The organism is Legionella lytica, assembly GCF_023921225.1.
Lineage (GTDB): Bacteria > Pseudomonadota > Gammaproteobacteria > Legionellales > Legionellaceae > Legionella > Legionella lytica.
Genome location: NZ_CP071527.1, coordinates 1,534,017 through 1,558,892, shown reverse-complemented (window position 1 = coordinate 1,558,892; position 24,876 = coordinate 1,534,017). Strand labels below are relative to the sequence as shown.

Below are 24,876 nucleotides of genomic sequence, written 5' to 3'. Positions count from 1 at the left end.
TCCAATGAAATTAAATTATGTAGCTGATTTGTGCAACTAATTGATTCGCATAAAGATTTCGAATGCCATAGGTAAATGGTACTGGAGCCATATAATCACCAGCCACAATATGTCCTCCTTTAAACGAGGCATCACCAAATCCGCTGAATCGATAACCTAATCCCACGCGAACATTCGAATTTACATCCACATCAATACCTGCGCCCAGGCTATAACTAAACTGTGTTTTATTATTATCTTTGAAGTATGCAGTACCATTTAGGTTGCCTGTTTCTGCAGTTGCCGCCCGAAAACACCCAATATCATTAAATGCAGCGCCTAAGCCTACTGAAGCATATGGATGATAACGCTCATGAGTTGTCATTAAGAATTTAGCTGAAGCAAGAACTTGCTGCGTTTGAAAGCGGTACTGGTAGCCATATAAGGTAGATGTTTCCGGTTCAACACCAACAGTATTTAATCCATGCACAGTTACAGGCCAAAAATAGCTGTATTCAACCCCTGCCTGCAACAACACATTATACCAAGGTAATGGATGTTCTAAACCTATAAATCCCCCGATAAAACCGTCATTATGTCTATCCTTTGAGCTGTGGTACGTATAAATATTATCATCATCACCCAAATAAGAACCGCGACTACCGACATTAATACTGGCATATCCACCAAGAAGGGAAACTACTGACCGATAACTGGGAGCTATGGATTGAATACCTGATTCACCTGCGAAAGCAAATGAAGAGTAGAAGCAAGCCCCGGCTATACCAAGAACAGAGATTCCTAAACGCATATCATTTATCCTTAAATTTATTTCTATAATAATCTATGGATTACTTACATTTTGACCTGTAAATAGCCCTACACATCCGGGATGGTAACATAATATTTTTTGAGTACAAGCTAGATTGGCTTGGTATTGATAATCATTTATGGGGTATAAGTAGGCTGCTTGTAATTAAGACTTAATTAACAGCATGGCATGACATTGACAACCTGGTTGCAAACAACCAGGCTATGTTGATTTGACAATTAAACGGTTTTCATTGCGGCGCGGTAGGCCTGTAAATTCATTAAAAACTCTGCTTCTGCGTGAGAAAGATGACAACTATCAACAATCTCTTCTCGATTACCACCCATTTCCAGAATTTTCATTGCATGCTGGTAACCGCCATCGTTATCACGTTTATTTTCTAAACCTTGGATTTGGCTATCCATACTGACTAACTGTGAGTTTAATTCTTTCAATTGCTTTGAGAATAATAAATCAGCATGAATCAAAACAGGATGATCTTTAGCAATTTGTTCTACAGACTTGGCAAGGCTTTCCTGACGTTCTTCAAGAACCATCATTTTCTTACGTTGAGCCCATAAAAAATTTCCAAACAACACGAAGAGTCCTACGTTTAAACTCATAATAATACTATTTATCATTTTATTTCCTTATTTCCCTACAACAACATGATGCACCTGTTTATTTAATGCTGGATTAAGAAGACGTTTACTATTTCTGTCTACAGCAATAATGATGCTTACCCTGCGATTTAATGCCCTTCCTACATCTGAAGCATTATCAGATATAGGATACTGCTCTCCATATCCTGTCACCATCAAGCGACTCGTATCAATACCATAAGAGTTTAAAATACGACCCACCGCTGCTGCACGAGCAGCTGACAGTTCCCAGTTTGATGGGTACTGAGGTGTTTCTATTGGCATGTTGTCAGTATACCCTTCTATAGAAACAATAGCATGTGATTTTTTAAGCTTTTCAGCAAGTTGCATTAATTTGACTAATGCATCGGCCTTTAAATCTACATCACCGGAACCAAATAAAGCACCTGATTTGATATCTAATTCAATCCAACCTTTTTGCCGATTAATCTTGTAGTTTTTATCTTCCAACTGAGACAAGGATTGATTTATTTCATCTAAACCATCTTGGTATTGTCCGTATACTTTCTTCGTATAGGGGCCCTTTTTTTGATCTTCTTTAGACTGCTCTTCATGCGGCTTATCCATTTTACTAAACGCTGTTTTCATCCCTTCAGAAAGTGATTTGTACTTTGCGGTATTCACGGATGAAATGGCATACATCACCACAAAAAACGCAAACAATAAGGTAATAAAATCAGCGTATGAGATAACCCAACGATGATGATCTACGTGTTCTTCAGTCTTTGATTTTCTTGATCTCATTTTTCTTTTGCTGCCCAAAATTATTAAGTTTTAACAATAAAATGCCGGGACTTTCACTGGCTGCAATAGAAACCATCCCTTCAACAATCATTTCATCATAATGAACCTGACGTGCAATGCAGGCTCTTAACTTATTTGCAATAGGTAGAAAAACCAGGTTCGCTAATCCAACACCATACACAGTAGCAACGAAAGCCACAGCAATACCTGCCCCGAGTTCATTTGGCTGAGATAAATGACGCATTACCTGAATCAATCCAAGTACTGCCCCTAAAATTCCTAAAGTCGGGCTATAGCCTCCCATACTTTCATAAACGTGGGCTGCACGTAAATTGTTATGCTCGATGCGATCAATTTCAGCTTCTAAAACTTGTCTAATCGTCTGCTTATCGACTCCAATCACTAATAACTCTAATCCCTTATTAATCAGTGGTGTTTTTTCTACTTCCAAATGATCTTCAAGAGAGAGCATCCCGAGCTGGCGGGCCTTTCGCGCTAATTCAAACATGCGCGTTCTACACGCCTCGAAATCAAGATGTGGCGGTTTAAAGATCCAGGGTAATATTTTTATTGCCCGCTTAAAGGTATGTAGTGGCGACTGTACGAGCACCGCACCAATCGTACCTCCAACCACTATAAGCAAGGCAGAAAAGTTTAATAAAGACTGAATAGTACCACCTTCAAGCATTTGCCCAATGATGATGGCTAGAAAACTGGTCACAAGACCCATAAATGTTAATGCATCCATACGCTCTACTATCCCTACTATTCCGGTAATCGTGATTTAACACGATGTGTTGCTTGACTAAGAATTTGTGAAACACGTGATTCACTTACTCCTAGAACCTCCCCAATTTCTTTCAAATTCAAATCGTGTTCATAATACAAAGACAACACCATTTGTTCTTTGTGGGGTAACCCTTTTATCACCTCTGACAAACGGCTCATTAAATCATTATGAAACACATTTGCATGAGGTTCAGTAGAGGTTTGTCCATCCTCTCCTTGCAAAGCATCGTCCGTAACGCCTAAATCTTCAAAACCATATAAGTGGCTACTGGCTGAATCTTGCAGCATTTCATGATACTCATTAAGCGGAATACCAAGCTCTGCAGCAATTTCAAAATCTTTTGCCTCGCGCCCAAGTTGATGTTCTACATGCTTTACTGCTTCAGAAATCATTCTTGAGTTCCGGTATACTGAGCGCGGAACCCAATCATTCCTTCTAACCTCATCAAGCATGTAGCCTCTAATGCGAATTCCAGCATAAGTTTCAAATGAAGCGCCTTTGGATGAATCATAATGTCTTGTAGCTTCTAACAAACCAAGCATCCCAGCCTGAATTAAATCATCAAGCTGAACACTACTCGGTAAACGTCCCAGCAAATGATGGGCAATGCGTTTCACTAACAAAGCATGATTCTTTACCAGCGTTTCCTGGATTTGTTGATTTACTTTGCTGTAAGCAGCCAAAGCATCCACGACACTCTCCTTATCGCAAACTACCCATCAAATTTATACTTCATCCATTACCAAACGCTCTAAAAAGAAACTTGTATTGCCACCTAATAAAGACTTTAATGGCCAATTAGCTACACCTGCAGCAATTTCTCTTATAGAAGCCGCAGCATTAGAATCCGGATAAGCCATTAGTACAGGTTTTTGATTTTTTACCGCCTTATGAACATGTTCATCAAACGGTATCGCTCCTAAATAGTCTAGCTTAACCTCAAGAAATTGCTCGGAAACTCGGAATAATTTATTAAATAAATCACGTCCATCTTTCTCACTTCGAACCATATTGGCTACGATATGAAAATTTGGCCATCCATAGCGCTTACTCATCACTTTAATTAATGCATAGGCATCAGTGAGTGAGGTTGGCTCATCACAAACCACTACGAGCAACTCTTGAGCAGAGCGGGTAAAACTTAAAACTGTATCGGAAATCCCTGCGGCAGTATCAATGATCAGGTAGTCCAAATCTTCAGTGAGCTGATTAAATGCATCAATAATTCCAGCATGTTGTCGACTACCAAGTTGTGCCATAAACTCTGTACCAGAGGCTGCAGGAATTATTTTTAAGCCATTAGGACCTTGTAAAATTACATCATTTAATTGACAGGATCCTTGAATCACATGCGACAAATCATACTTGGTATGTAAACCTAACATAATGTCGATGTTTCCCAAGCCTAAATCAGCATCCAAGAGCATCACTTTATTATTCAGCTGAGACAATGCAACAGCTAAATTCACCGATACATTGCTTTTGCCAACACCGCCCTTACCTGCTGTAACCGCAATGATGTTCATTGGCTTAACTCGAGATAAATTTCTCAGGCCCGAAGCTTGATCGCCAATAATATCATTAACTCTCAACATAATATTCTCTCCCAGCAGGTTGTCGCTCTTTACTCATGTAGTTCGCTTCTACTGGAAACAATTGCTGTTCTTGTTGAGCAAATAATTCAACAAGCTGATGACGTGTAGCTAATTTAATATCTTCTGGAACGCGTTGGCCATGTGTTAAATAACTGATGCGTAATCCTGTTTCAATTGCAGCACTTAAAGCACCACCAATTGCTTGTGCCTCATCCAGTTTCGTTAAGATACATTGATCCACACAATTGGTTTCATAGCGATGAATTGCATCAACAAGCACTTGGTAATGACTTGTTGCGGGCAGAACCAATACCTTAGAAATGGATTGCATGTGATTGCTAAGAATTTGCATTTGGCGAATGACCCGCTCATCCGAAGGATTCATTCCTGCAGTATCGATAAGGATAAGTTTTTTATCACTTAATTGACGCAATACACGAGATAAGGACACTTCATCATTAGCTAGGCATACTTGCACACCCAAAATTTTTCCGTAGAGCATTAATTGTTCTTGTGCTGCCATACGGTAGGTATCCATAGTTACCATCCCTAATTTATCTGCACCAAAACGTAGCGCAAAGCGAGCACCAATCTTGGCTAAGGTCGTTGTTTTACCAACACCAGTAGGCCCTAAAAATGCATAGATTCCGCCCTCTTCGATTCGGCGGGTGTCACGAATGGGTAGTTGCTCAGTAATGTGAGTTAAAACAGCTTGCCATGCGCGTTGTTGATTTAAATCAGGGCGCACTGAACGTGTCCAGGCTGCCGCTGTTGTGGGGCTAACACCTAAATACAAAAGCTTTTGTAATAAGACTGTATGTAGAGGTTCTGTGCTTCCCCCTACACTTCCGCCTCTTAATTGAGCTTCAAGCATGCCACGCAGAGTTTGAATTTCCATACGCAAATCATCAAATGGTGTTTGGGTTTGGAATTTATCGACTTGACTTGGTGGTTCTGCACATGCAACCGCAGCTTCTGTTGAAAGAATCGTTTCATCAAAATCAATCGCTGCGACAATTTCAACTCCACCATCAACATCACTGCTGGATAAAATAACTGCATCAGAACCAAATGTCGCCTTAATTTGCTGCATTGCTGTTCGTGTATCTGCGGCGACAAATCGTTTTAATTTCATAAAGCTCCCCCTGCTATGACGCGTACCCAATCGTCAATATTAAAAATTAAGTACTACTTCCGTTTTTTTATATAAAACAACTATTTACCTGAAAAATCGCAAAAAGTCAGCCCCTTTACCTAACCTTATTACCATTAAGTTAAGAGTTATTCTTTGTAGGTTAGGCTCATAGCCCAACAAAAACATCGAGCCACATCAGAACTCCATGTTGAACCATGCCCCAACCTACAGACTTATAACGAAAATTCTATATTACTTACCCCACGGTGCCAATGATTCTTATCTGTTTATTATCAGGAATTTCCTGATATGACAAAACATGGAAATCATGAGAAATATTACGTACAAATCGAGCTAACACAGAGCGTATTCCCGGTTGAACAACCAATACTGAACTTTCTTGTTTTGCTTGCTGCTGCATAGCCAGCTGCGCTAAAGAATGTTGTATTTTATCAGCCATGCCAGGCTCAAAACTTACACCATTGGAATTACCACTTTGAATTGTGTTCTGCAGTAATTGTTCCAGCTCAGGTTTTAACGTAATAATGGGTAGCTCTTCATTCATACCGCTTATTTTCTGCGTAATCAATCGAGATAAAGCAATGCGTACTTGGCTAATTAAAAATTCACTATCCTTAGACTTTGGCGCCATTTCTGCCAACGTTTCGACAATCGTGCGAATATCTGTTAAAGGTATATGTTCTGTGAGTAAACCTTGAAGTACCTTATTGACCATTCCTAAAGTTAATCCATCTGGTACTAACTCTTTCACCAACTTCGGTGAGGAAATTGCAAGTTTATCCAATAATTGCTGTGTTTCTTCATAGCCAAGTAACTGTTGGCTATTACGTTCAAGAATTTGACTTAAATGAGTGGCAACAACTGTAGAGACATCAACCACCGTATATCCTAAAGTATGTGCCTGTTCTTTTTGTGCTTCAGTAATCCATACCGCTTCCATACCAAAAGCAGGATCCCGCCCTTTGATCCCATCCAACTCCCCAAACACTTGTCCAGAATTAATTGCCAAAGAACGGTCAGGGTGAATAATCGCCTCGCCCATAATCACACCAGCAAGGCTAATTCGATATTGATTGGGTTTTAAATCCAAATTATCACGAACATGCACTGAGGGAATTAAAAAACCTAATTCTTGCGATATCTTTTTACGTATTCCTTTAATGCGTGCCAATAAAACACCACCTTGAGAATTATCAACAAGCGGTATTAATCGATAACCTACTTCGAGACTAATCACATCAACAGGGTTTACATCATCCCATGATAATTCGGTTGACATACTTGGGCTTTGAACAGTAGATGTATCGCTTTCTTTGACCACCTTCTTTTTATGCTTTTCTTTTTCTTGCTGTGCAAATAAATAAGCTATTCCTCCAAGTCCTACAGACAAAAGGATAAATGCCACGTGAGGCATTCCGGGAATAATACCAATCACTCCCATAATCACTGAAGCAATAATTAAGGAGCGCGGATTAGCCACAACTTGTGAAACAACCGCATGCCCCATGTTTTGTGCACTAGAAACACGCGTAACAATAATCGCAGCTGCAGTAGATAAGACTAATGAGGGTACTTGTGCAACCAAGCCATCACCAATAGTTAACAAAATATAATTATGTAAGGCATCAGAGATACTCATACTGTGTTGAAATACGCCGATGATTAATCCACCAATAATATTAACTACGAGAATCAATATCCCCGCAACAGCATCTCCACGTACGAATTTACTCGCACCATCCATTGAACCATAAAAATCAGCTTCCTGAGCCACTTCCAAACGACGCTTAATCGCTTGTTCTTGATTGATTAGTCCGGCATTCAAATCCGCATCAATCGCCATTTGCTTTCCAGGTAAGGAGTCCAAAGTAAAACGAGCGCTCACTTCCGAAACGCGTCCCGCACCTTTGGTAACCACCACAAAGTTGATCACCAGCAAAATCATAAATACCACTAAACCAACAGTGTAATTACCGCCAATAACCACCTCACCAAATGACTGAATCACATGCCCTGCAGCATCCGTTCCATTATGCCCATTCAATAAAACAACACGGGTAGAAGCAACGTTTAGCGCTAAACGAAGCAAGGTGGCAAGCAAAATAACGGTAGGAAATACGGCAAAATCTAAAGGTCTCTCACTATAAATTACGGCCAATAAAACCACTAAAGATAAGGCGATATTAAAAGTAAAAAATACATCTAATAAAAATGGCGGTAAGGGCAATATCATCATGCCAAGCATGACCACTAACATCAACGGTGTGCCTAAACCTTGGCGCATCCAAAATTGCACATGTTGCCAAGCACTCTTAGTACTACTCATTAAACATCCTCCTCACGCGCTAATTCAGGTGGAATAGGCACATTTTGCAATACTTCCGGTTTATGCTCATAACGTGTTTTATCACGTAGTTGAAACACGTAAGCTAAGACTTGTGCCACTGCAACATAAAGTCCTCTGGGAATTTCCGCATTCAATTTGGTCGAGAAATAAAGTGCTCGAGCTAAAGGAGGTACAGAAATAATTGGAATGTCATGCTCTTTAGCAACACCACTGATTTGAAATGCTACTAAATTTTTTCCTTTAGCAATTACAACAGGAGCTTTATTCCCTTTTTCTTTATACATTAGCGCGACGGCATAATGCGTTGGGTTGGTTAATACAACATTCGCTTTAGGTAGCTCCGCCATCATTCGCCGTCTGGCAATTTCTTGTTGGGCACGGCGAATAGCATTTTTAACCTCAGGCTTTCCCTCAGTGTCTTTATACTCTTCCCGTAACTCCTGCTTAGTCATCTTCAAGCCTTTATTGTGCTGATACAATTGAAAAGGCACATCCACTGCAGCAATTAAAAGCAGGCTTGCTGAAACCCAAAGAAACGATTTGATAACAATCAGCGCACCAGTACTAATTGCAATTTCAATAGGCGTATGCGCTAAGGCAAGCAACATAGGAACTTGGAGGTTAAGTACTACAACGGCAACGATGGCAACTAAGACAAACTTAAAAAATGATTTAATCATTTCGACAAAGTTCTTGAGCGAAACCATACGCTTCAAACCTTGCAATACGTTTAAGCGGGAAAACTTTGGTTTTACAACTTGAGCGCTAAATACCCACCCCCCCATTAAAAGGGGCGCGACTAAAGAAACAAGGAAAATAACAATCAACAGAGGAAATAATGCCAAAACCCCCATTTTAGCAGTAAAAAACAAACGCTCCAGACTAACGACGGGCGTAATAATTACTTCTGTATCAAACTCAAAGGCCTCACGCATCATCAAGCCTAATTGCGTTGATAACTGTTTGCCAAAAACTAAAAAACCTACTGCTGTAAATAACAACGCAAAGGTAGTATTAAAGTCTTTCGAACGAGCAACCTGACCTTTTTCACGAGCTTCTTTAAGTCGCTTGGGCGAGGGCTGTTCGGTTTTTTCGTCGTTCTCTTGTTCTGACATTAACGTAACATCCCTACTACAAATCGTATTCCATCATCAATAATATCTGTCATCTGAGCTGCCACACTAGGCAAGCCAATTTTAATCACTACAATTCCCATTACTAAAGTAATAGGAAAACCTAAAGAGAAAATATTCAACTGAGGCGCGGCACGCGCCATAACTCCAAATGATAAACTAACTATGAGTAAAGACAATAAAGCAGGAATAGAAATTAGCAATGCTTTTTTGAACATCCATCCTGAAAAAGTAATTGCACTCCACAACATATTAGAACTCACCGATGCCTTACCTATAGGCATCGTTTTAAAACTATCCATTAATGTTTCGACAATGAGTAAATGTCCATTCAAAGCTAAAAAGATTAAGGTCATCATCATTAAATAAAGCTGACCAACTAATGGAACACTAGCCTTACTGGCTGGGTCAACCATTACCGCAAATCCCATCCCGGTTTGCATGGAAATAATTTGCCCGCCTAAAATAAATACCTGAAAGGATAACTGCACCACAAAGCCCATCAACATACCTAATAATACTTCCTGGGCAATGTATAAAGGGTAAGCGGCATTAAAATTAAGAAAGCTAAGCTCCGGAGGCACTAAAGTGGAACAAATCCAGCTTAAAACAAAAAGAAAAATAATCTTCACTCGAGTCGGTATTAGTACTGATGAAAAGACAGGGACAGCAATTAATAATCCGCCAACACGTGCAAACGGCCAAACAACCTGGCTGACGTAACGTATTAATGTTGGATAATCAATATTCATTGCTGCATTAACCTATCAAATAAGGAATATTACTAATCAAAGAGCTTGTATAATTGATCACCGTTTTTAATAACCATGGCCCTGCAAATATCATCACTAAAAAAGTGGCAAATAATTTGGGAATAAAGCTGATACTTGATTCATTAATTTGCGTTGCAGCCTGAAACATGGAGACAACTAGTCCAACGAGCATACCTGGCACAACTAACACGGTAATCAGTAGCAGCATGATGTAAACACCTTCGCTGAATATCGCAACAACCGACTGCGGTGTCATTTGCTCTCCCTGTAAAAATACATAAAAAATCTTAAGCGTAGGGTTTTCACCTCAATCGCCCTATTCGTTCAGCAGGAGTCGTAGTCCGTATTACGCTGCGCTAATATGGGCTACAACTCTAGCTACACTGCAAAACTTGATGCCAAAGAACCTAGAATTAATGTCCAACCATCAACCATAACAAACAACATAATCTTAAATGGTAAGGAGATAATTAAAGGCGATAGCATCATCATCCCCATCGCAATCAAAACGCTCGATACAACCAAATCAATAATTAAAAAAGGTAAAAATAAAATAAACCCAATTTGAAATGCTGTTTTCAATTCACTAGTAATAAAAGCAGGAATAATCACACTCATTGGCAATTCATCTAACGAGGCAGGCTCTTTATTGGCAAACTTTTCAAATAAAGCCAAATCATTTTTTCGGGTTTGATTGAGCATAAACTGTCGCAATGGTGCTTGTGCATTTGCCATAGCCTGAGGAAACTCCATAGTTTCAGCTAAATAAGGCTGAATCGCAGTCTCATTAATTTTATTAAATGTGGGTGCCATCACAAAATAAGTCATAAATAAGGCAATACCAATTAATACTTGATTTGTGGGTGCCTGGGCCAAGCCAATTGCCTGACGTAGAATGGACAAAACAATAATGATTCGTGTAAATGCGGTCATTGCCATCAATAAACCTGGCAAGACCGTAAGCAACGCCATAAAGATAAGGATTTGCAAATTGACGCTATATGATTCAGAACCATGAGCCCCTGGCTGCACAGTCATTGCCGGCAAAGATAAAGAAGCTGTCGCTTGTGCTACAAAAGGTAAAACACTTAATAAAGCACCAAATAATACATAACTTTTTATTTTCATTTTATGATTTCACTACCGCCGATTTAAGCAGCTCCGCAAATGAAGGTTTATTTGGTGCATCAAAACCTGGAGGTAACTCTTCGCCAAAATCATACAGAAGTGTGATGTGACCGGAACCAGAACCCAGCAATAGATATCGTGTACCAACTTTCAACAGCATAATCTTTTCCTTAGGCCCCAGGATCATACTGGCAACAGATTGAAATCCTTTAGATGAGCCTAAGTGTGCTCCTTGCAATCGCTTTACCACCCAAGATAAAACCATGATAACTAACAGGACCGAAAACAAGCCCAATACAAGACGCACAAGCTCGCCTTGAGTAATTGCGTGTTGCATCATCTTAATCGTCTAATCCGCTCAGCTTTACTCACGATGTCTGTTAATCGAACTCCAAATTTATCGTTAACCACAACAACTTCGCCATGGGCAACCAACGTACCATTAACTAATACATCAAGAGGATCACCCGCTAAACGATCCAGAGCTACAATCCCCCCCTGGTTTAATTGCAGTAAGTTACGAATGGTCATTTTAGTGCGACCAATTTCTACCGTTATCGCAACAGGTATATCTGAAATCAGTGCCATTTTTTCTTCATCATTTTCATGAGGTAGTGCACTTACTTGTTTTGGCTGCTCCATTGCTGAATCTGTCATCTAAATCCCCTAATAACTAATATGCTTGATTATCTTTACAGCGCGCTTATCACCTGCCGTACCCTGAGTTGCTGTAAAACCCGGTGTGCCTTCAATATCTAATGTGACAATTTCTTTCATTTCTACCGGTATAAAATCCCCTGCTTGCCAAGCCATTACTCCACCTAGAGTAGTTTTTGCTTGCGCCATTGCCGAGCTAATAATTAATTCGACATCCATTAACTCTTCTTTTAAGGATTTGACCCAGTTTGGATCGATTTCATCCTCGGGGCGAGCAGCACCTAATTCTAATTGCTCTTTAATAGGCTCAACCATGGAATAAGGAAGAACAAAATAAAAATCTCCTGTTTCCTTACCAAAATCCAAGGTAAAACGCACCACCAACAACATTTCTTCCGGTTCTGCGATGTTCACGAGTTGGGGGTTTGTTTCATCATTAAATTTAGTAATATCTAATTGAATAATCGGCTTCCAGGCTGACATCAAATCAGCAACCAACTTTTTAGATACAGCATCCATCACCCGCAATTCGGTTGCAGTAAAGTCAGTACGGTCTTTTTGGGCAAAAAATTGCGAACTACCACCAAAATAATAATCAACCAAATCATAAACAAAGGTACTATCAAACATTATAATTCCTTTGCCACGCAAAGGTTTGAATTTATAAACATGCATCAAACTGGGGTTGGGAAGACTTTCCATAAAATCGCGGTTTTTAACGATTTGTAACTGATCTTGAGAAATTTCGAAGTCTTTAGCAGTTAATTGATATATATCCGCGGCAAATGAACGTACAGCTCGATCATAAATTCGCTCGAGTACAGGCAATTTACCTTTTATGATTCGTTCTTGAGTGGAAAAGTTGAGTGTTTTTACCTCACTCTCTTCAAAAGTAATAATAGGCTCAGCAGCTTCTTCTGCAAGCTCACTCACTTCATCTTGTTTAGCAGCGCTACTTTTTTTTCGGGAAGATTTCTTTTTGGCTGTTTCTTGAAACTCAGCATTTTGCGCTTCTTTTTCCTCAGCAGACTCATCAACTGACTTTAGAAGAGCATCTATTTCTTCTTGCGATAAAACGTTTTTCTCAGCCATAAGCAATCCATACTAAAAAATACTAAAATTCAATACCGTTTTTTGATGTTTCTATGCAAATTGCATATTTTTAAAAATTTAATTAAAAATCAAACAGCTGATCCATTTAGACTACGCAATTTGACATAAAAAAGAGGGCCTCGTCAATGAGTTAACAAAAATAAGACTTTTATTAGTAAATAACTGTAATGAAAACGAACTATTTGTATTTCCAACCAGAATATAGCCAACAATTTCTTTTCAATCACTATCTAAATCGTTATAGTTTTGTATCTTTACTAATTCGGCAATGGTACATGCGCAGTAAAAAAATCCTACTGTCCAATTTTAGCCATGCAATGTTCAGCCAATCTTTATGTGCGCGCCCTGAAAATGAACATGAGCTGCTTGAATACAGCGTCCAACATCCAGACCAACCGCTACTCCCCCGTGGAGCAGGATTAAGCTATAACGACAGTTGCTTCAATACAGATGGCTTTATTGTTGACACGCAACGTTTCAATCACTTAATCAGTTTTGACGCGAACTCGGGCGTTGTGGTCTGCCAAGGGGGCTTGCCTATTAAAGATTTGTTTTTAGTGCATCCAGATTTTATTCCGCCAGTCATCCCAGGAACAATTTATGCAACGGTAGCTGGTGGCATCGCTCATGATGTTCACGGAAAAAATAATCCTCATGCAGGCAGTTTCGGCCATCATATTCTTTGGATGGACTTACTTCTAGGAACAAAACAAATACGCTGTAGTCCTGAGGAACATCAGGAGCTGTTCCATGCCACAATTGCAGGTCTTGGGCTAACTGGAACTATTATGCGTGCGGCCATCCGACTACAAAAAAAATCGCGATTGCTGCAAATCAAACGCGAACAATTTAGCGCTTTAGGTCCCCTAACTCAGGCTATGATAGGTTATGGACGTGAACATGACTATCAAGTTGCTTGGCTGGATTTGTTGCGTACAACACCGCGTTCCGTCCTCTCGTTGGCGGATCATTGTGTTTCTACTCAACCATTCCCAAAACATAAAGAACTTACAGTACCCAAGCTGCCCTTTAGCTGCATTAAAAAATGGAACATGAAATTATTTAATTCTCTGTTCTATAAACAACAAAAAGCAACAGAGACTCTTGAACTCCTACAATTTAATAATCCACTCGATAAATTAAATCATTGGAATCGGCTCTACGGCCCAAAAGGACTTATGCAATTTCAAGCAGTATTTGCTCCGGAACAAGCAGCAAAAATATTAGAACAGTTAATACAATTAATAAGAATCTACAAAGCGACACCAACACTTGCTGTACTTAAACTATTCGCCCAATCAGGCCATGGCTTACTTTCGTTTTGCCAACCCGGTTTCACGCTTGCTGTTGATTTTATCCATAATAACAGCGCCATAAATGCTGTAAACGCCATGAATCAATTAATTAGCGAGTGTAATGGACGAGTATATTTAGCAAAAGATCAACTGCTCAATGCGGAGCAGTATCAAAAAATGTATGAACATCAAAATGCGTTTTCTTCTGTATTAAAACATTATGGCTGCACTGCCCAGTCAGATATGGCGCGACGCTTAGGAATAATAAAATGACACAAAGAACATGGGTAATTTTGGGAGCTACATCAATTATTGCAGAGAAATTCGCCCATATCGCAGCACAAGCTGGACATCGCTTACGTTTAATTGGTCGTCAATCAGAGCAATTAAACTTAATAGCCCAAGATATTCAACTACGCTATAAAGTTCCATGTGAATTTTTTGTTGTAGATATGACCGCTCCTGAAACCTTACCTACCGTTTTAAATAATAATGCTCAGGAGCTGGATTTATTCATTGCACATAGTGATTTTACCGAAAATGATCACTTAAATCCGCACTCGATACAGCAATTAATCCAAGTAAATATTCAAGCAACGACCCTACTTATAAATGCCTACTTAAATAGGACACAAAAACAGCATCACCTACTTTATTTAAGCTCAGTGGCTGCCTGCCGTGGGCGTGCTAAAAACAGCCTTTATGGTGCGACTAAAGCATGCATTGAAGTTTACCTGCACGGCTTGCAACAGGGAGCAAGCAGCAGCCAACAAATTACTATTGCGCGCTTAGGTTTTATTGATACGCGACAAACTTATGGTCAACCTGGAATTTTTTATGCTGGCCCGCCTACAGCATGTGCCCAAGCTTGCTGGAATGCTTTGCGCAGAAAGAAACGACTTATTTATTATCCTTTTTTCTGGCGAGGAATTATGGCGATTATAAGTAGAGTTCCCTTTTTTGTTTATAAAAGAATGAGTTCGGTTTAATTTTGTCTTTAAATGCCATGTTTTTCTTGCAGTAAAATATAAAACACGTATAATTTGCACACTTAATGATCAGTTAAGCGAGTTGCATCAATGAAACTATATTTCCCTGCTTTTTTTAGCCCTTCATATGAAACAGAAATTAACAAAAAACTTCGCCAACCAGAAACATTGGCTCTAGCGAATAAAGACTACAAACAGTTATGGAAACTAAAAAAACATGCGGAAAAAGTTGCCGCAAGTATTCATGAGCTAGAAGCATTTGCAAGTAATGAAGAAACGGTTAAAGCGTTAAATAAATATATAACCGAAGCATTTGATCATGTACTTGCCGGAGGTAAACTTAACCTTACGCAGCATATTCACCCATTACAGAATACTATGTTTCGCTTAAAAGATGAACTTTCAAATTCTGTATGTTGGGATGTCACTTTTAGTTGCTTGAATATGATGTCGAATTCGTTCGTTATGGGAATAGGTGGCGCTAGTTCTATTTTATTTACTGCAGCCGTGCTTACAGGACCTGCTAGTGCCCTACTTCTCTCAATGGGAATGGCTGTTTTATCTGCTTCGCTCGCTATATTGGCTGCTTATAGTTTATATGTTGATGGACGTTTCGTAGTAGATCAACAAATTGGCGAAATTGAAGAGGGAATTAACTTTCTATGTGAGTTCCAGCCAAACTATATGCCTGAACCTACGACTGGAAATCACTCAGCTTATGTTTAGAACCCGTTTTCAAAGATACACAGAAATTCTCCGACGTGCCTCGGTGCGTCGAATTTTTCCTCTTGTAAAATAAACATAAAACTACAATAGTTTTTCAAACTATCCTTTCACACATAAAACCTGCTTCAAAGTATAAACAATCTCAACTAAATCATTTTGTGCTGCCATTACAGCATCAATATCTTTATATGCACTGGGCGTCTCATCCAAAGTACTGGCATCCTTTTTACATTCTACACGCTGCAATGCTCGTCTATGCTCTTCCAAATTAACCAATTGCTTTGCCTTAGTGCGCGACATCACGCGCCCAGCACCATGACTGCAACTATGAAAACTTTCTGGATTGCCTAATCCACGCACAATGAATGACTTCGCTCCCATTGAGCCAGGAATTATGCCCATTTGCCCTTTTTGCGCCGAAACCGCACCTTTACGAGTAACCCAAACCTCCCTGCCAAAATGTTGCTCTTGTTGTACATAGTTATGATGACAATTGACGGAATACTCATTACAAGCAATGTCGCGTCCTAAATATTTGCTCACCGTATCGATAAAACACTTCATCATAATACGACGATTTTCTGCTGCAAAATTCTGTGCCCACTCAACAGCATGGCAATAATCATGGAAATAAGTACTTCCTTCGGAAAAATAGGCTAAGTCTTTGTCCGGTAAATGAATTGCATGCCGCTGCATATCTTCTTTGGCTAATTCAATAAAATGAGTCCCGATGGCATTGCCAATGCCTCTTGAACCACTATGCAACATACACCATACGGCTTGATATTCATCCAAACACAGTTCAATAAAATGGTTCCCACCACCTAAAGTACCTAAATGGTTAATATTATTTGTTTTGATAAAACGAGGATATTTTTCACAGAGTTTATCAAAAGGAGCGGCTAACGAACGATTCCATTGCTGCATTACATAATTTGGAATTGTGTTCCACTGGCCTATCTTTTGTCTGGGACTGCTGCCAACAGGAATTGCCGCTTCAATTTTACTTCGCAGTAAACTTAGGTTATCAGGTAAATCCTTGGCCATTAAATTAGTTCGAACCGCCATCATCCCACAGCCCAAATCTACGCCCACCGCCGCCGGAATGATTGCTTTTCTCGTAGCCATAACCGTACCAATAGTAGAGCCCTTCCCTACATGAACATCAGGCATGACCGCTAAGTGCTTGTAAACAAAAGGTAAGGTAGCTAAATTTTTAAGTTGTTTCTGCGCCTCTTCATCAAATAAAACGCCATCCGTCCATGCCTTAATTGACACATTTGATGTCGTAATTATTTTCATTTTCTTTTCCTATTTTGATATCAGGACAGGGAAGTCCGAGACTAACTTATATAATTCACATATGCTATCTTAATAACATATATTGATTCTTCATGGATGAAATTTTGAACCGCTCTCCCCAGACTGCCGAGCCTGTTTGGAAACAATCCATGCTCATATTATTGATTTTGTTTCCTGCAGTCATGTTAGAAAATCTTTATCTTTTTCCTCATTTAGCATTCCTCAATCCTGTACTAGCGCGATTTTTAGGCGCGATAGTCATTGTTTGCAGTATTTCTTGGGTACTGATGCCAAGTGTACATTTCCTATTGGGATGGTGGTTAAATCCTAACTCACCCAAGCAAGAGTATGTAGGATTTTTCATTGTCCTTTGCTTATATCTAATGGAAATTTGTTTTTTCCTATTACTGTATAAAGCCTAATAGCCTGAGACTCCTTAGTGATACACGGGAGCTGCAACACCTGTTTCACAATATTGCTGTAAATGTTGCATCAGTGTTCGCCAAATTTCCACACAACGTTCATACTTAGGATCGTCTTTATGCCAGCCTTGATGACTAATAGTAAGCATGCAATGATTATCTGCGGTGGCCTTCAAGTGAAAAGCAGCCTCTGTTCCTGGAGAATTTCCAGGGCCCTCTATACACTTCCAGACTACATGCTGCTCATCTTTCATTGACACGATTTTCCAGTCAAAAGAAGGTTGCTTCTCAAACATCAATATCCAATCGGTGTCAGGTTGGCCAGAACCTTTTACTTGCACAGTAAACCATGAGCTCAATCCCTGAACAGTAGTTAAGGCTTTATAAACGGTTGCACAACTTGCATTGATAACCCTATCATGTGAAATTGAAGCCATATATCCCCCATCCCTAATCACATTATTAATAAGCTTAGCAGAATTATTTATTGAACTTAGCTATAACTGCTTAACGAAGCGCCCCCCTCCACCCCTGTGGATATTTTTTATGAATAGTGTATATTACGCGAACTTTTATTGTTTATTATTCGGTTTATGTTTCTTAGTTTTTTCCAATCTGTCTTTAAATCTTCAGCTGTTAGTACTGCGCTGGCAAAAATAAATAATGATTTTTTTGCTAATACCAATATTTATTCCTTCAATGCTGGCGACTTGTATTTTGATGAGGCCTCGTTGCAAAAAAACAGCTCTCTTGATGATGAGCGCCGACTCTATATCTGGGTTTCACAAATCGCCCGTTATTTTAAAGTAGGTACTGACATAAAAGGGACTAACTCTAAAGAAAATACGAGTATATTGATTAGCAAGTTTCTAAAAGAGATTAACACACTGAAAGACAGCGCTAAGAAATTTTTATGCACTGACGAACACGCCTTAAACTGTTTAATACTTACTCTTTTATTAAGTAATAATAAAAATGACTGGGATTCTACCTTAGGGGTAATACGTCAATATAACACCTCATCTCCAGCCGTATTAGCCCAACTAGAATGGTTTTACGATTTTGTATTTAACTCAGCATCACCCTTATCATGCGAGCAATTACCCTTCAGTGATCAGCCTGTATCTCCTGTTCTCAAATTCATGATTTCGGCCCAATATTATCTGCAAAATCCAAACAGCCCGTTTAGCGAACTCACACATCTTGAACTTCCATTTACAGAGCACAGCACTAAGTTGGAAATTTTAGTGGCGCTAATTCAGCAAGGTATTATTGCCACTCAATTTACTAAGCATCCTTTTGTTCATGACTTACAAAATGAGCTAAAACAAATTTTTCGCGTTGAATTTCAAAACATAGAAAAAGACCCATCCATCAAAAAATCGCTTAAAAAACCAGAGGACCGATTGTTTTTAGAGTATTTCATTATCGATTCGCTAAATAATATCAAACAACTGGAGCAAGAAGAGCAGCTCGTTGGTTTATCCCAAGTGATTCGCTTTTTCTCTATGAAAACCCTCGAGTTTTACAAGAAAACAAAAGATAGTAGTTGCTTACTAGTGCAAAAACTCTTTGCAGTAGGAAAATATACGGAAGCATACATGCTACATGATGATGTCATCCAGTTTGTCTCGCATTCAGATAAAGAGATGATCGACGCCAGAATTGCTTTATATTGTGTATGCTGTCGGCTCGAACAATGGTTATCAGGTAGCGCGCCAACCCTTAAATTTAATTCAATGGAAGAACCCTATATCGAGAAATTTAAAAAATCAAAACTTGATTTTAAAATGGGAGCCCTCGCTAATGAGCAATTGTTGAGGCTAGCAAAAAAAATAGTTCAACAGTTTGCGCAAGCACAAAATAAAACAAGCCAAGATGAATGTAAGAATTATTACAATAACCTTATTAAAAGGTATTTATCTGAAGCTCAGCAAAAAACCATTAGCAAGCTCTTCGCATCTTCTTTAAAAAATAAGGCCAAAGAACTATCTGATGTAGCAACCACACATCAACCCCCAAAGAATAAAATCATCTCAGCTCAACAAATTCAGAAACTATCCGAAGCACAAAAGGAACTACCGAGCACATTAAGCCCCACCCCAGTTGTTGTTCCAACCTTACCCGAAAAACCGACTATGCTTCACAAAACCAGTGCGGTGAGTGTTCAAGAAAAAGCCCCAGACCTTGTACCTGTCACATCAGTTGTCCAAGTCCCTAATCCTATTGCGACTAAGAATAGTAAAACCGTTGGCTCTCATCCGCCCAAAACGACACCGCCTAAAATCACCTCCCAAAACACGAAGAAAAATAAGCAAGAAAAAGCAGTGCTTTCTGCTCCTTCATCAAAACCAAAACAACCCGTTGTAAAACCTGTAGCGGAGCAAACTCATCCAGTAAAAGCGCCTGCAAAAACCTCACTGAAGAAAAAAAATAATAAAGTCACAACCCCTATTCCCGTAGTGATTCTACCTCAATCACCCGAGGCACTTAGCGAAAAAAATGAAGAAAATACGCCGCTCAAAACCCTAGAGCAAACACAACTCACTCCCCATTCATTTTTTACTGTGGAACAATCTGTTGTATCTCTAACAAGAGCAAAAATACCTCAAGAACTGCTGCTACTCATGGATGAATTACGAAAAGAATTCCCTAAAGCTGCATTTTATTTAACTGGGGCTGCTCCGGGAAATATACTGGAAGATATAGAACCCAATGACTATGACCTATTAGTTTTAAATATCTCCCTGTTTGAGCTTCAAGATGCACTGACAAGGAAAAAGATTTCTTCAGAGCAGCGCAGTGTGAAATACCCCATTTTATATTGCCCCTTAACACCTAAAATCTCTATTGATTTTTCTGTAAAATTTTTAGCATCAACGCAAACTCCTCAAGACCTATTAAAGAGCGATTTCCTCGCGCGGGACTTTAATCTTAATGCACTCTACATGGAGTTTACTGAACAGAATCAATTTCCTATCTTTAGCTATTCCAATGCCTTAGCGAAAAGAGCAGAAAAAAAGATTGTAGATGTACTCGACTCTCCGATTGAGACACTCAAACAGGATCCAATCCGTTTGTTTCGTTTAGCAAAATTAATGATTAGCTATCCTAATTACAGCTTAGACACAAGCGTGAAAAAAGCATTAATAGAATTACAAGGCCAATGGCCTAATATTATGAATACCTATTTGCTACAGGATAAAGCGAATCGATTCCGAATGAATCATGCGCTAAGAAAACTATTCTCAAAATGCAGCATGGAAGCAATCAATGAAGCCTTCGTAAAGCTACACGTATTACCCTTATTCTCGGGTAACTCAAAAACCTTAAGTGATACCGCTTGTTCACGAATCCCTAAAACTCTTCCTAAAGAATACCACTGCTTTAGTTGGATTCTAGCTAACTCATTACAATATTTAGAGGAAAAAAAACAAGTTTATTGCCCACTTCTAACATCTGTAGTACTCACCCCGAATGAATCCGCCTGTCTACGATTTGTTGCTCTAAAAGTAAATAATAACATTGTCGATATGCAGGCATTCGATATGATTAATGAACCAGCATTAGTTGAACTTCTTCAGGAGTTCCATTTGATTGAGCCATCTGCCAAACCCACGTTATAATCAGTTGAGTGGCCCGTATATGCTACGCCAGTACGGGCTACAAAAGTTATGGAACTTCGTCATTTTAAGATATGAATCATCGGCAAGATGGTTTTAATTATGCCAAAGAACTGCAAGATATAAATTATTAAAACAATTAATACTAAAATATTTAAAAGGCTTTTAATTGCTCCAGGCATTGGGATAAACGCATTGATAAGCCACAAGGCCACCCCAAAGACAATAATTACCGCAATTAGGTTTAGTAGCTCACTCATAAATGTCCTTTTTGATTGCTAGTATAAAAATTATAGCATAGAGACGGAGTTTTTGTTCAAAAACAAGACACTTCGAGCAGTGGATAATTTGCTTGCTCTCGTTTAGCCTGATTGCAGACAACCTCATACCATTTATGTAAGGAATTAACTACGCTCATGACTTCCCAGTTGCAAACAACCAGGCTACTTCTAGTGTAGTCTGGATGTAACATAGCGAATTCTTCTATTTTTTCCTCAAGCTGGTTATCAGGTTTTCATTTTACCTTTTAACAGATCACGAATTTCGGTTAATAACTCTTCTTCTCGAGTCAAAGGCGCCTCTTTTTTCTCCTCTTTTCTTATAAGCGCCATCCCTTTAACGGCAAGAAAAATTGAAAATGAGATAATAGTAAAATCAATAATGGTCTGGGTAAACTCACCCCATTTAACTACTGCATCTCCTACCGTGATTGATTTACCCGCAATATTGACACCCCCTAAAAGCAATCCAATTAGAGGCATGATGATTCCACTCACTAAGGAGCTTACTATTTTACCAAATGCAGCGCCAATGACCACAGCAACTGCTAAGTCAACCGCATTACCTTTGACAGCAAACTCTTTAAACTCTTTCATAAAACTCATGTTATCTCCTTATAGCGAGTTTTGATTTAACCACGTAGCCGTATTAGAGCAGCATAACCCGGATTACGCTGCGTTAATACAAGCTACGTTTTATTTTATTGCGAATTACGAACCATTTCCTTGATTTCATTAATTTTCGCACCCAAATCAGCAGGAACAACGCCCCCACCCTGAGCCATGTCATCACGACCACCACCTTTGCCACAAAGATGGCGCACTAAGGCTGCAGCTGCAGGCACTTTGCCTAGAAGATTCTTGCTTACTCCAGCAATCACATTCATTTTATCGTTATCAATAACAAAGAGCACAATAACCGCTGAATCCAATCGGGATTTTAATTGATCTAAAGTAGCGCGCAGAGCCTGGCTATCAGCCCCTTCCAGTTGTTTCACCAATAAATGCACTCCATTGATGTCTTCAACTTCACTAGCAAGATCAGCACCTGATTTCTGGGCTTTCTCACCTTGCAGCTTAGCCACTTCCTTCTCAAGTGCTTTACCATCAAGAATTAATTGAGAAACTTTCTCCGCTAAGGTAGCTACATTAGTTTTCACTAAGGAAGCAAGTTCCGCCAATAGATCTTGTTGCTGATTAACCCAAGCTAAAGCATGACTTCCAGTCACAAGCTCAATACGACGTACGCCACTGGCAATACCATATTCTGCAACAATCTTAAATAAGCCAATATCGCCGGTACGTCGTGCGTGCGTTCCACCGCAAAGCTCTTTGGAAAACTCCCCCATAGCCAATACACGTACATCATCTGTGTATTTCTCGCCAAATAGAGCAACCGCACCACTCTTTTTAGCGGTTTCAATGTCCATTACCCGAGTCACCACTTCATTATTTGCGCGAATCTGCTCGTTAACCAAAATTTCAATCTGTTGTATTTGGTCTGCAGTTACTGCTTCAAAATGAGAAAAGTCAAAACGAGCACGCTCTGCATCAACTAGAGAGCCCTTTTGTTGCACCTGCGGGCCCACAATTGTTTTTAACGCAGCATGTACTAAATGCGTAGCAGTGTGATTTAAACGGATTGCTTCGCGGCGTTGCACATCAATTTGTGCATCCACCAATTGATCCACAAAAATAGAACCTTCAACCACTTCACCATAATGTACAATGGCCTGGCCATTCTTTTGCGTATCATCAACACGGAAGCGCAATTGGTTTGCAAGCAGAACCCCACGGTCCCCTACCTGACCACCACTTTCAGCATAAAAAGGAGTATGATCGAGTACAACCGCCCCTTTCATGCCAGCGCTTAACGACTTAACCTCTGTCCCTTCTTGCAATAAAGCAACAACTTGTCCTTCCATTCTATCTTTTTCATAGCCATGAAAATTTGATTGGTGATCAAGTTGAGATACCGCATGATAATCCGTTGTGAACTGGCTGGCAGCTTGAGACTGTTCTCTTTGTTGTTGCATTAACTGGTTAAAACCCTCCATATCAACATACAAGCCCTGTTCTCTTGCAATATCTGCGGTTAAGTCAACTGGAAAACCGTAGGTATCATAAAGTTTGAATGCGATTTGCCCGGTAATTTCTTGACCACCTAGAGAATGCATTTGCTCTTGTAATAAACGCAATCCTTGATCCAAAGTACGCGCAAACTGATTTTCTTCTTGAGCTAAGATTTTTTCTACATGTGCTTTAGCGCTAACTAGTTCAGGATAAGCATCTCCCATAACATCAATTAAAGGCTGTACTAATTTAGAGAAGAATGGGGTTGGTAAACCTAATTTATTCCCATGACGTACGGCACGGCGAATAATTCTTCTTAATACATAACCACGCCCTTCATTGCCAGGGATAATGCCATCAGCAATTAAAAACGCACAGGAACGGATGTGATCAGCAATAACTTTTAAAGAAGTATGGTTCAGATCAGAAATAGTACCCAACTTAGCAATAGATTTAATTAGATATTGGAATGAATCAATTTCGTAGTTGCTGTGCACGCCTTGTACCACTGCAGCAAGACGCTCTAATCCCATACCGGTATCAACAGAGGGTTTGGGTAGTGGGTGCAAGTTACCGTCTTTATCGCGGTTAAATTGCATGAATACCAAGTTCCAAATCTCGATATAGCGATCGCCATCTTCATCAGGGCTTCCTGGAGGGCCTCCGGCAATGTCTGCACCATGATCGTAGAAAATTTCCGTACATGGACCACAAGGACCAGTATCTCCCATAGACCAGAAATTATCTTTTTCCCCACAACGTGAAAAACGCTCTGCAGAAACGTTCATTTCTTTAAGCCAAATGTCTTCGGCTTCTTGGTCATCTTTATATACAGTGACCCATAAGCGCTCTTCAGGCAAACGTAAAACTTCGGTCAAAAATTCCCAAGCAAACTTAATGGCTTCACGCTTAAAATAATCGCCAAAGCTGAAATTACCCAGCATTTCAAAAAAGGTATGATGACGTGCGGTATAGCCAACATTTTCTAAATCATTATGTTTGCCTCCGGCACGAACACAACGTTGTGCAGTGACCGCTCGTTGGTAAGAACGAGATTCAAGCCCTAAAAATAAATCCTTAAATTGCACCATACCGGCATTGGTAAACAATAAAGTAGGATCATTAGCGGGAATCAATGAGCTAGACTCTACCGGCTGATGGCCTCGTTGTGCAAAAAAATCAGTGAATGCTTGTCTAATTTCAGAACTTTTCATATTCAAATCGATACCAAATAGAGGGGAGTAAACGTAGGTAATCCATACGCATCAAGCCCCAAATTG

25 protein-coding genes are annotated in these 24,876 nt (G+C 39.6%); 5 read left to right on the top strand and 20 right to left on the bottom strand.

Annotated elements, in window-relative coordinates:
- Positions 1 to 10: 10 nt before the first annotated feature.
- From J2N86_RS06950 to fliM, 15 genes are all read right to left on the bottom strand, one after another.
- A complete protein-coding gene (locus J2N86_RS06950) occupies positions 11 to 790 on the bottom strand; it encodes an outer membrane protein (protein ID WP_252582203.1) in 780 nt (259 codons plus the stop codon).
- Between the two features lie 239 nt (positions 791 to 1,029).
- Complete coding sequence (locus tag J2N86_RS06945) at positions 1,030 to 1,428, bottom strand: DUF2802 domain-containing protein (RefSeq protein ID WP_322790920.1); 399 nt, start codon at positions 1,426 to 1,428, stop codon at positions 1,030 to 1,032.
- Positions 1,429 to 1,440: 12 nt separating this feature from the next.
- A complete protein-coding gene (locus J2N86_RS06940; protein ID WP_252582197.1) occupies positions 1,441 to 2,196 on the bottom strand; it encodes a flagellar motor protein MotB in 756 nt (251 codons plus the stop codon).
- On the bottom strand, positions 2,171 to 2,944 hold the full coding sequence (locus J2N86_RS06935; protein ID WP_252582194.1) for a flagellar motor protein: 774 nt from the start codon (positions 2,942 to 2,944) through the stop codon (positions 2,171 to 2,173). The genes J2N86_RS06940 and J2N86_RS06935 overlap by 26 nt, the downstream gene beginning before the upstream one ends.
- 17 nt (positions 2,945 to 2,961) lie before the next feature.
- Complete coding sequence (locus J2N86_RS06930; protein ID WP_252582191.1) at positions 2,962 to 3,678, bottom strand: RNA polymerase sigma factor FliA; 717 nt, start codon at positions 3,676 to 3,678, stop codon at positions 2,962 to 2,964.
- A gap of 33 nt (positions 3,679 to 3,711) precedes the next feature.
- Positions 3,712 to 4,581 (bottom strand): MinD/ParA family protein, encoded by an 870-nt coding sequence (locus J2N86_RS06925; protein WP_252582188.1) that lies wholly within the window; start codon positions 4,579 to 4,581, stop codon positions 3,712 to 3,714.
- Positions 4,568 to 5,716, bottom strand: coding sequence for a flagellar biosynthesis protein FlhF (gene flhF, locus J2N86_RS06920; protein WP_058534837.1), 1,149 nt, complete (start codon positions 5,714 to 5,716; stop codon positions 4,568 to 4,570). The genes J2N86_RS06925 and flhF overlap by 14 nt, the downstream gene beginning before the upstream one ends.
- 256 nt (positions 5,717 to 5,972) lie before the next feature.
- Entirely contained in the window at positions 5,973 to 8,063 is a 2,091-nt protein-coding gene (gene flhA, locus J2N86_RS06915; RefSeq protein ID WP_289781849.1) for a flagellar biosynthesis protein FlhA, read from the bottom strand.
- On the bottom strand, positions 8,063 to 9,199 hold the full coding sequence (gene flhB, locus J2N86_RS06910) for a flagellar biosynthesis protein FlhB (RefSeq protein ID WP_252582185.1): 1,137 nt from the start codon (positions 9,197 to 9,199) through the stop codon (positions 8,063 to 8,065). The genes flhA and flhB overlap by 1 nt, the downstream gene beginning before the upstream one ends.
- Positions 9,199 to 9,969, bottom strand: coding sequence for a flagellar biosynthetic protein FliR (fliR, locus tag J2N86_RS06905; protein ID WP_252582182.1), 771 nt, complete (start codon positions 9,967 to 9,969; stop codon positions 9,199 to 9,201). Before fliR ends, flhB begins: the two co-directional genes overlap by 1 nt.
- Positions 9,970 to 9,976: 7 nt before the next feature.
- Positions 9,977 to 10,246 carry a flagellar biosynthesis protein FliQ gene (gene fliQ, locus J2N86_RS06900; RefSeq protein ID WP_252582179.1) on the bottom strand — a complete coding sequence of 90 codons (270 nt, stop codon included), beginning with the start codon at positions 10,244 to 10,246 and terminating at the stop codon, positions 9,977 to 9,979.
- Positions 10,247 to 10,368: 122 nt separating this feature from the next.
- Positions 10,369 to 11,118 (bottom strand): flagellar type III secretion system pore protein FliP, encoded by a 750-nt coding sequence (gene fliP, locus J2N86_RS06895; RefSeq protein ID WP_252582176.1) that lies wholly within the window; start codon positions 11,116 to 11,118, stop codon positions 10,369 to 10,371.
- A 1-nt stretch (position 11,119) separates the two neighbouring features.
- Entirely contained in the window at positions 11,120 to 11,458 is a 339-nt protein-coding gene (gene fliO, locus J2N86_RS06890; RefSeq protein WP_252582173.1) for a flagellar biosynthetic protein FliO, read from the bottom strand.
- On the bottom strand, positions 11,455 to 11,760 hold the full coding sequence (gene fliN / locus J2N86_RS06885; protein ID WP_252582400.1) for a flagellar motor switch protein FliN: 306 nt from the start codon (positions 11,758 to 11,760) through the stop codon (positions 11,455 to 11,457). Before fliN ends, fliO begins: the two co-directional genes overlap by 4 nt.
- 24 nt (positions 11,761 to 11,784) lie before the next feature.
- A complete protein-coding gene (gene fliM, locus J2N86_RS06880) occupies positions 11,785 to 12,867 on the bottom strand; it encodes a flagellar motor switch protein FliM (RefSeq protein WP_252582170.1) in 1,083 nt (360 codons plus the stop codon).
- A 296-nt stretch (positions 12,868 to 13,163) separates the two neighbouring features.
- Between fliM and J2N86_RS06875 the strand changes: the two genes are divergently transcribed.
- The 3 genes from J2N86_RS06875 to J2N86_RS06865 all read left to right on the top strand — a co-directional run bounded on the left by J2N86_RS06875 (position 13,164) and on the right by J2N86_RS06865 (position 15,898).
- Positions 13,164 to 14,456, top strand: a complete 1,293-nt coding sequence (locus J2N86_RS06875) for an FAD-binding oxidoreductase (RefSeq protein ID WP_252582398.1) — start codon at positions 13,164 to 13,166, stop codon at positions 14,454 to 14,456.
- A complete protein-coding gene (locus J2N86_RS06870; protein ID WP_252582167.1) occupies positions 14,453 to 15,172 on the top strand; it encodes an SDR family NAD(P)-dependent oxidoreductase in 720 nt (239 codons plus the stop codon). The genes J2N86_RS06875 and J2N86_RS06870 overlap by 4 nt, the downstream gene beginning before the upstream one ends.
- A 90-nt stretch (positions 15,173 to 15,262) precedes the next feature.
- Complete coding sequence (locus tag J2N86_RS06865; RefSeq protein WP_252582164.1) at positions 15,263 to 15,898, top strand: hypothetical protein; 636 nt, start codon at positions 15,263 to 15,265, stop codon at positions 15,896 to 15,898.
- A gap of 99 nt (positions 15,899 to 15,997) precedes the next feature.
- Here the strand turns inward: J2N86_RS06865 and J2N86_RS06860 are convergent, their stop codons facing one another.
- Positions 15,998 to 17,200: an RtcB family protein gene (locus tag J2N86_RS06860; RefSeq protein WP_252582161.1), complete on the bottom strand. Its 1,203-nt coding sequence runs from the start codon at positions 17,198 to 17,200 to the stop codon at positions 15,998 to 16,000.
- 92 nt (positions 17,201 to 17,292) lie between these two features.
- On the opposite strand from J2N86_RS06860, the gene J2N86_RS06855 reads away from it, so the two are divergent.
- On the top strand, positions 17,293 to 17,622 hold the full coding sequence (locus J2N86_RS06855; protein ID WP_252582158.1) for a hypothetical protein: 330 nt from the start codon (positions 17,293 to 17,295) through the stop codon (positions 17,620 to 17,622).
- A 14-nt stretch (positions 17,623 to 17,636) separates the two neighbouring features.
- On the opposite strand, the gene J2N86_RS06850 is transcribed toward J2N86_RS06855, so the two are convergent.
- Entirely contained in the window at positions 17,637 to 18,059 is a 423-nt protein-coding gene (locus tag J2N86_RS06850) for an SRPBCC family protein (RefSeq protein WP_252582156.1), read from the bottom strand.
- Positions 18,060 to 18,215: 156 nt separating this feature from the next.
- Here J2N86_RS06850 and J2N86_RS06845 point away from each other — a divergent pair, with 156 nt between their 5' ends.
- Complete coding sequence (locus J2N86_RS06845; RefSeq protein ID WP_252582154.1) at positions 18,216 to 21,248, top strand: hypothetical protein; 3,033 nt, start codon at positions 18,216 to 18,218, stop codon at positions 21,246 to 21,248.
- Positions 21,249 to 21,307: 59 nt separating this feature from the next.
- Here J2N86_RS06845 and J2N86_RS06840 read toward each other — a convergent pair whose 3' ends face one another.
- The 3 genes from J2N86_RS06840 to alaS all read right to left on the bottom strand — a co-directional run bounded on the left by J2N86_RS06840 (position 21,308) and on the right by alaS (position 24,810).
- On the bottom strand, positions 21,308 to 21,505 hold the full coding sequence (locus tag J2N86_RS06840; RefSeq protein WP_252582151.1) for a Thivi_2564 family membrane protein: 198 nt from the start codon (positions 21,503 to 21,505) through the stop codon (positions 21,308 to 21,310).
- Positions 21,506 to 21,751: 246 nt separating this feature from the next.
- The gene (mscL, locus tag J2N86_RS06835; protein ID WP_252582148.1) at positions 21,752 to 22,129 is read right to left on the bottom strand and encodes a large-conductance mechanosensitive channel protein MscL; all 378 of its coding nucleotides are present in this window, start codon (positions 22,127 to 22,129) and stop codon (positions 21,752 to 21,754) included.
- Positions 22,130 to 22,224: 95 nt separating this feature from the next.
- On the bottom strand, positions 22,225 to 24,810 hold the full coding sequence (gene alaS / locus J2N86_RS06830) for an alanine--tRNA ligase (RefSeq protein WP_252582145.1): 2,586 nt from the start codon (positions 24,808 to 24,810) through the stop codon (positions 22,225 to 22,227).
- Positions 24,811 to 24,876: the final 66 nt, after the last annotated feature.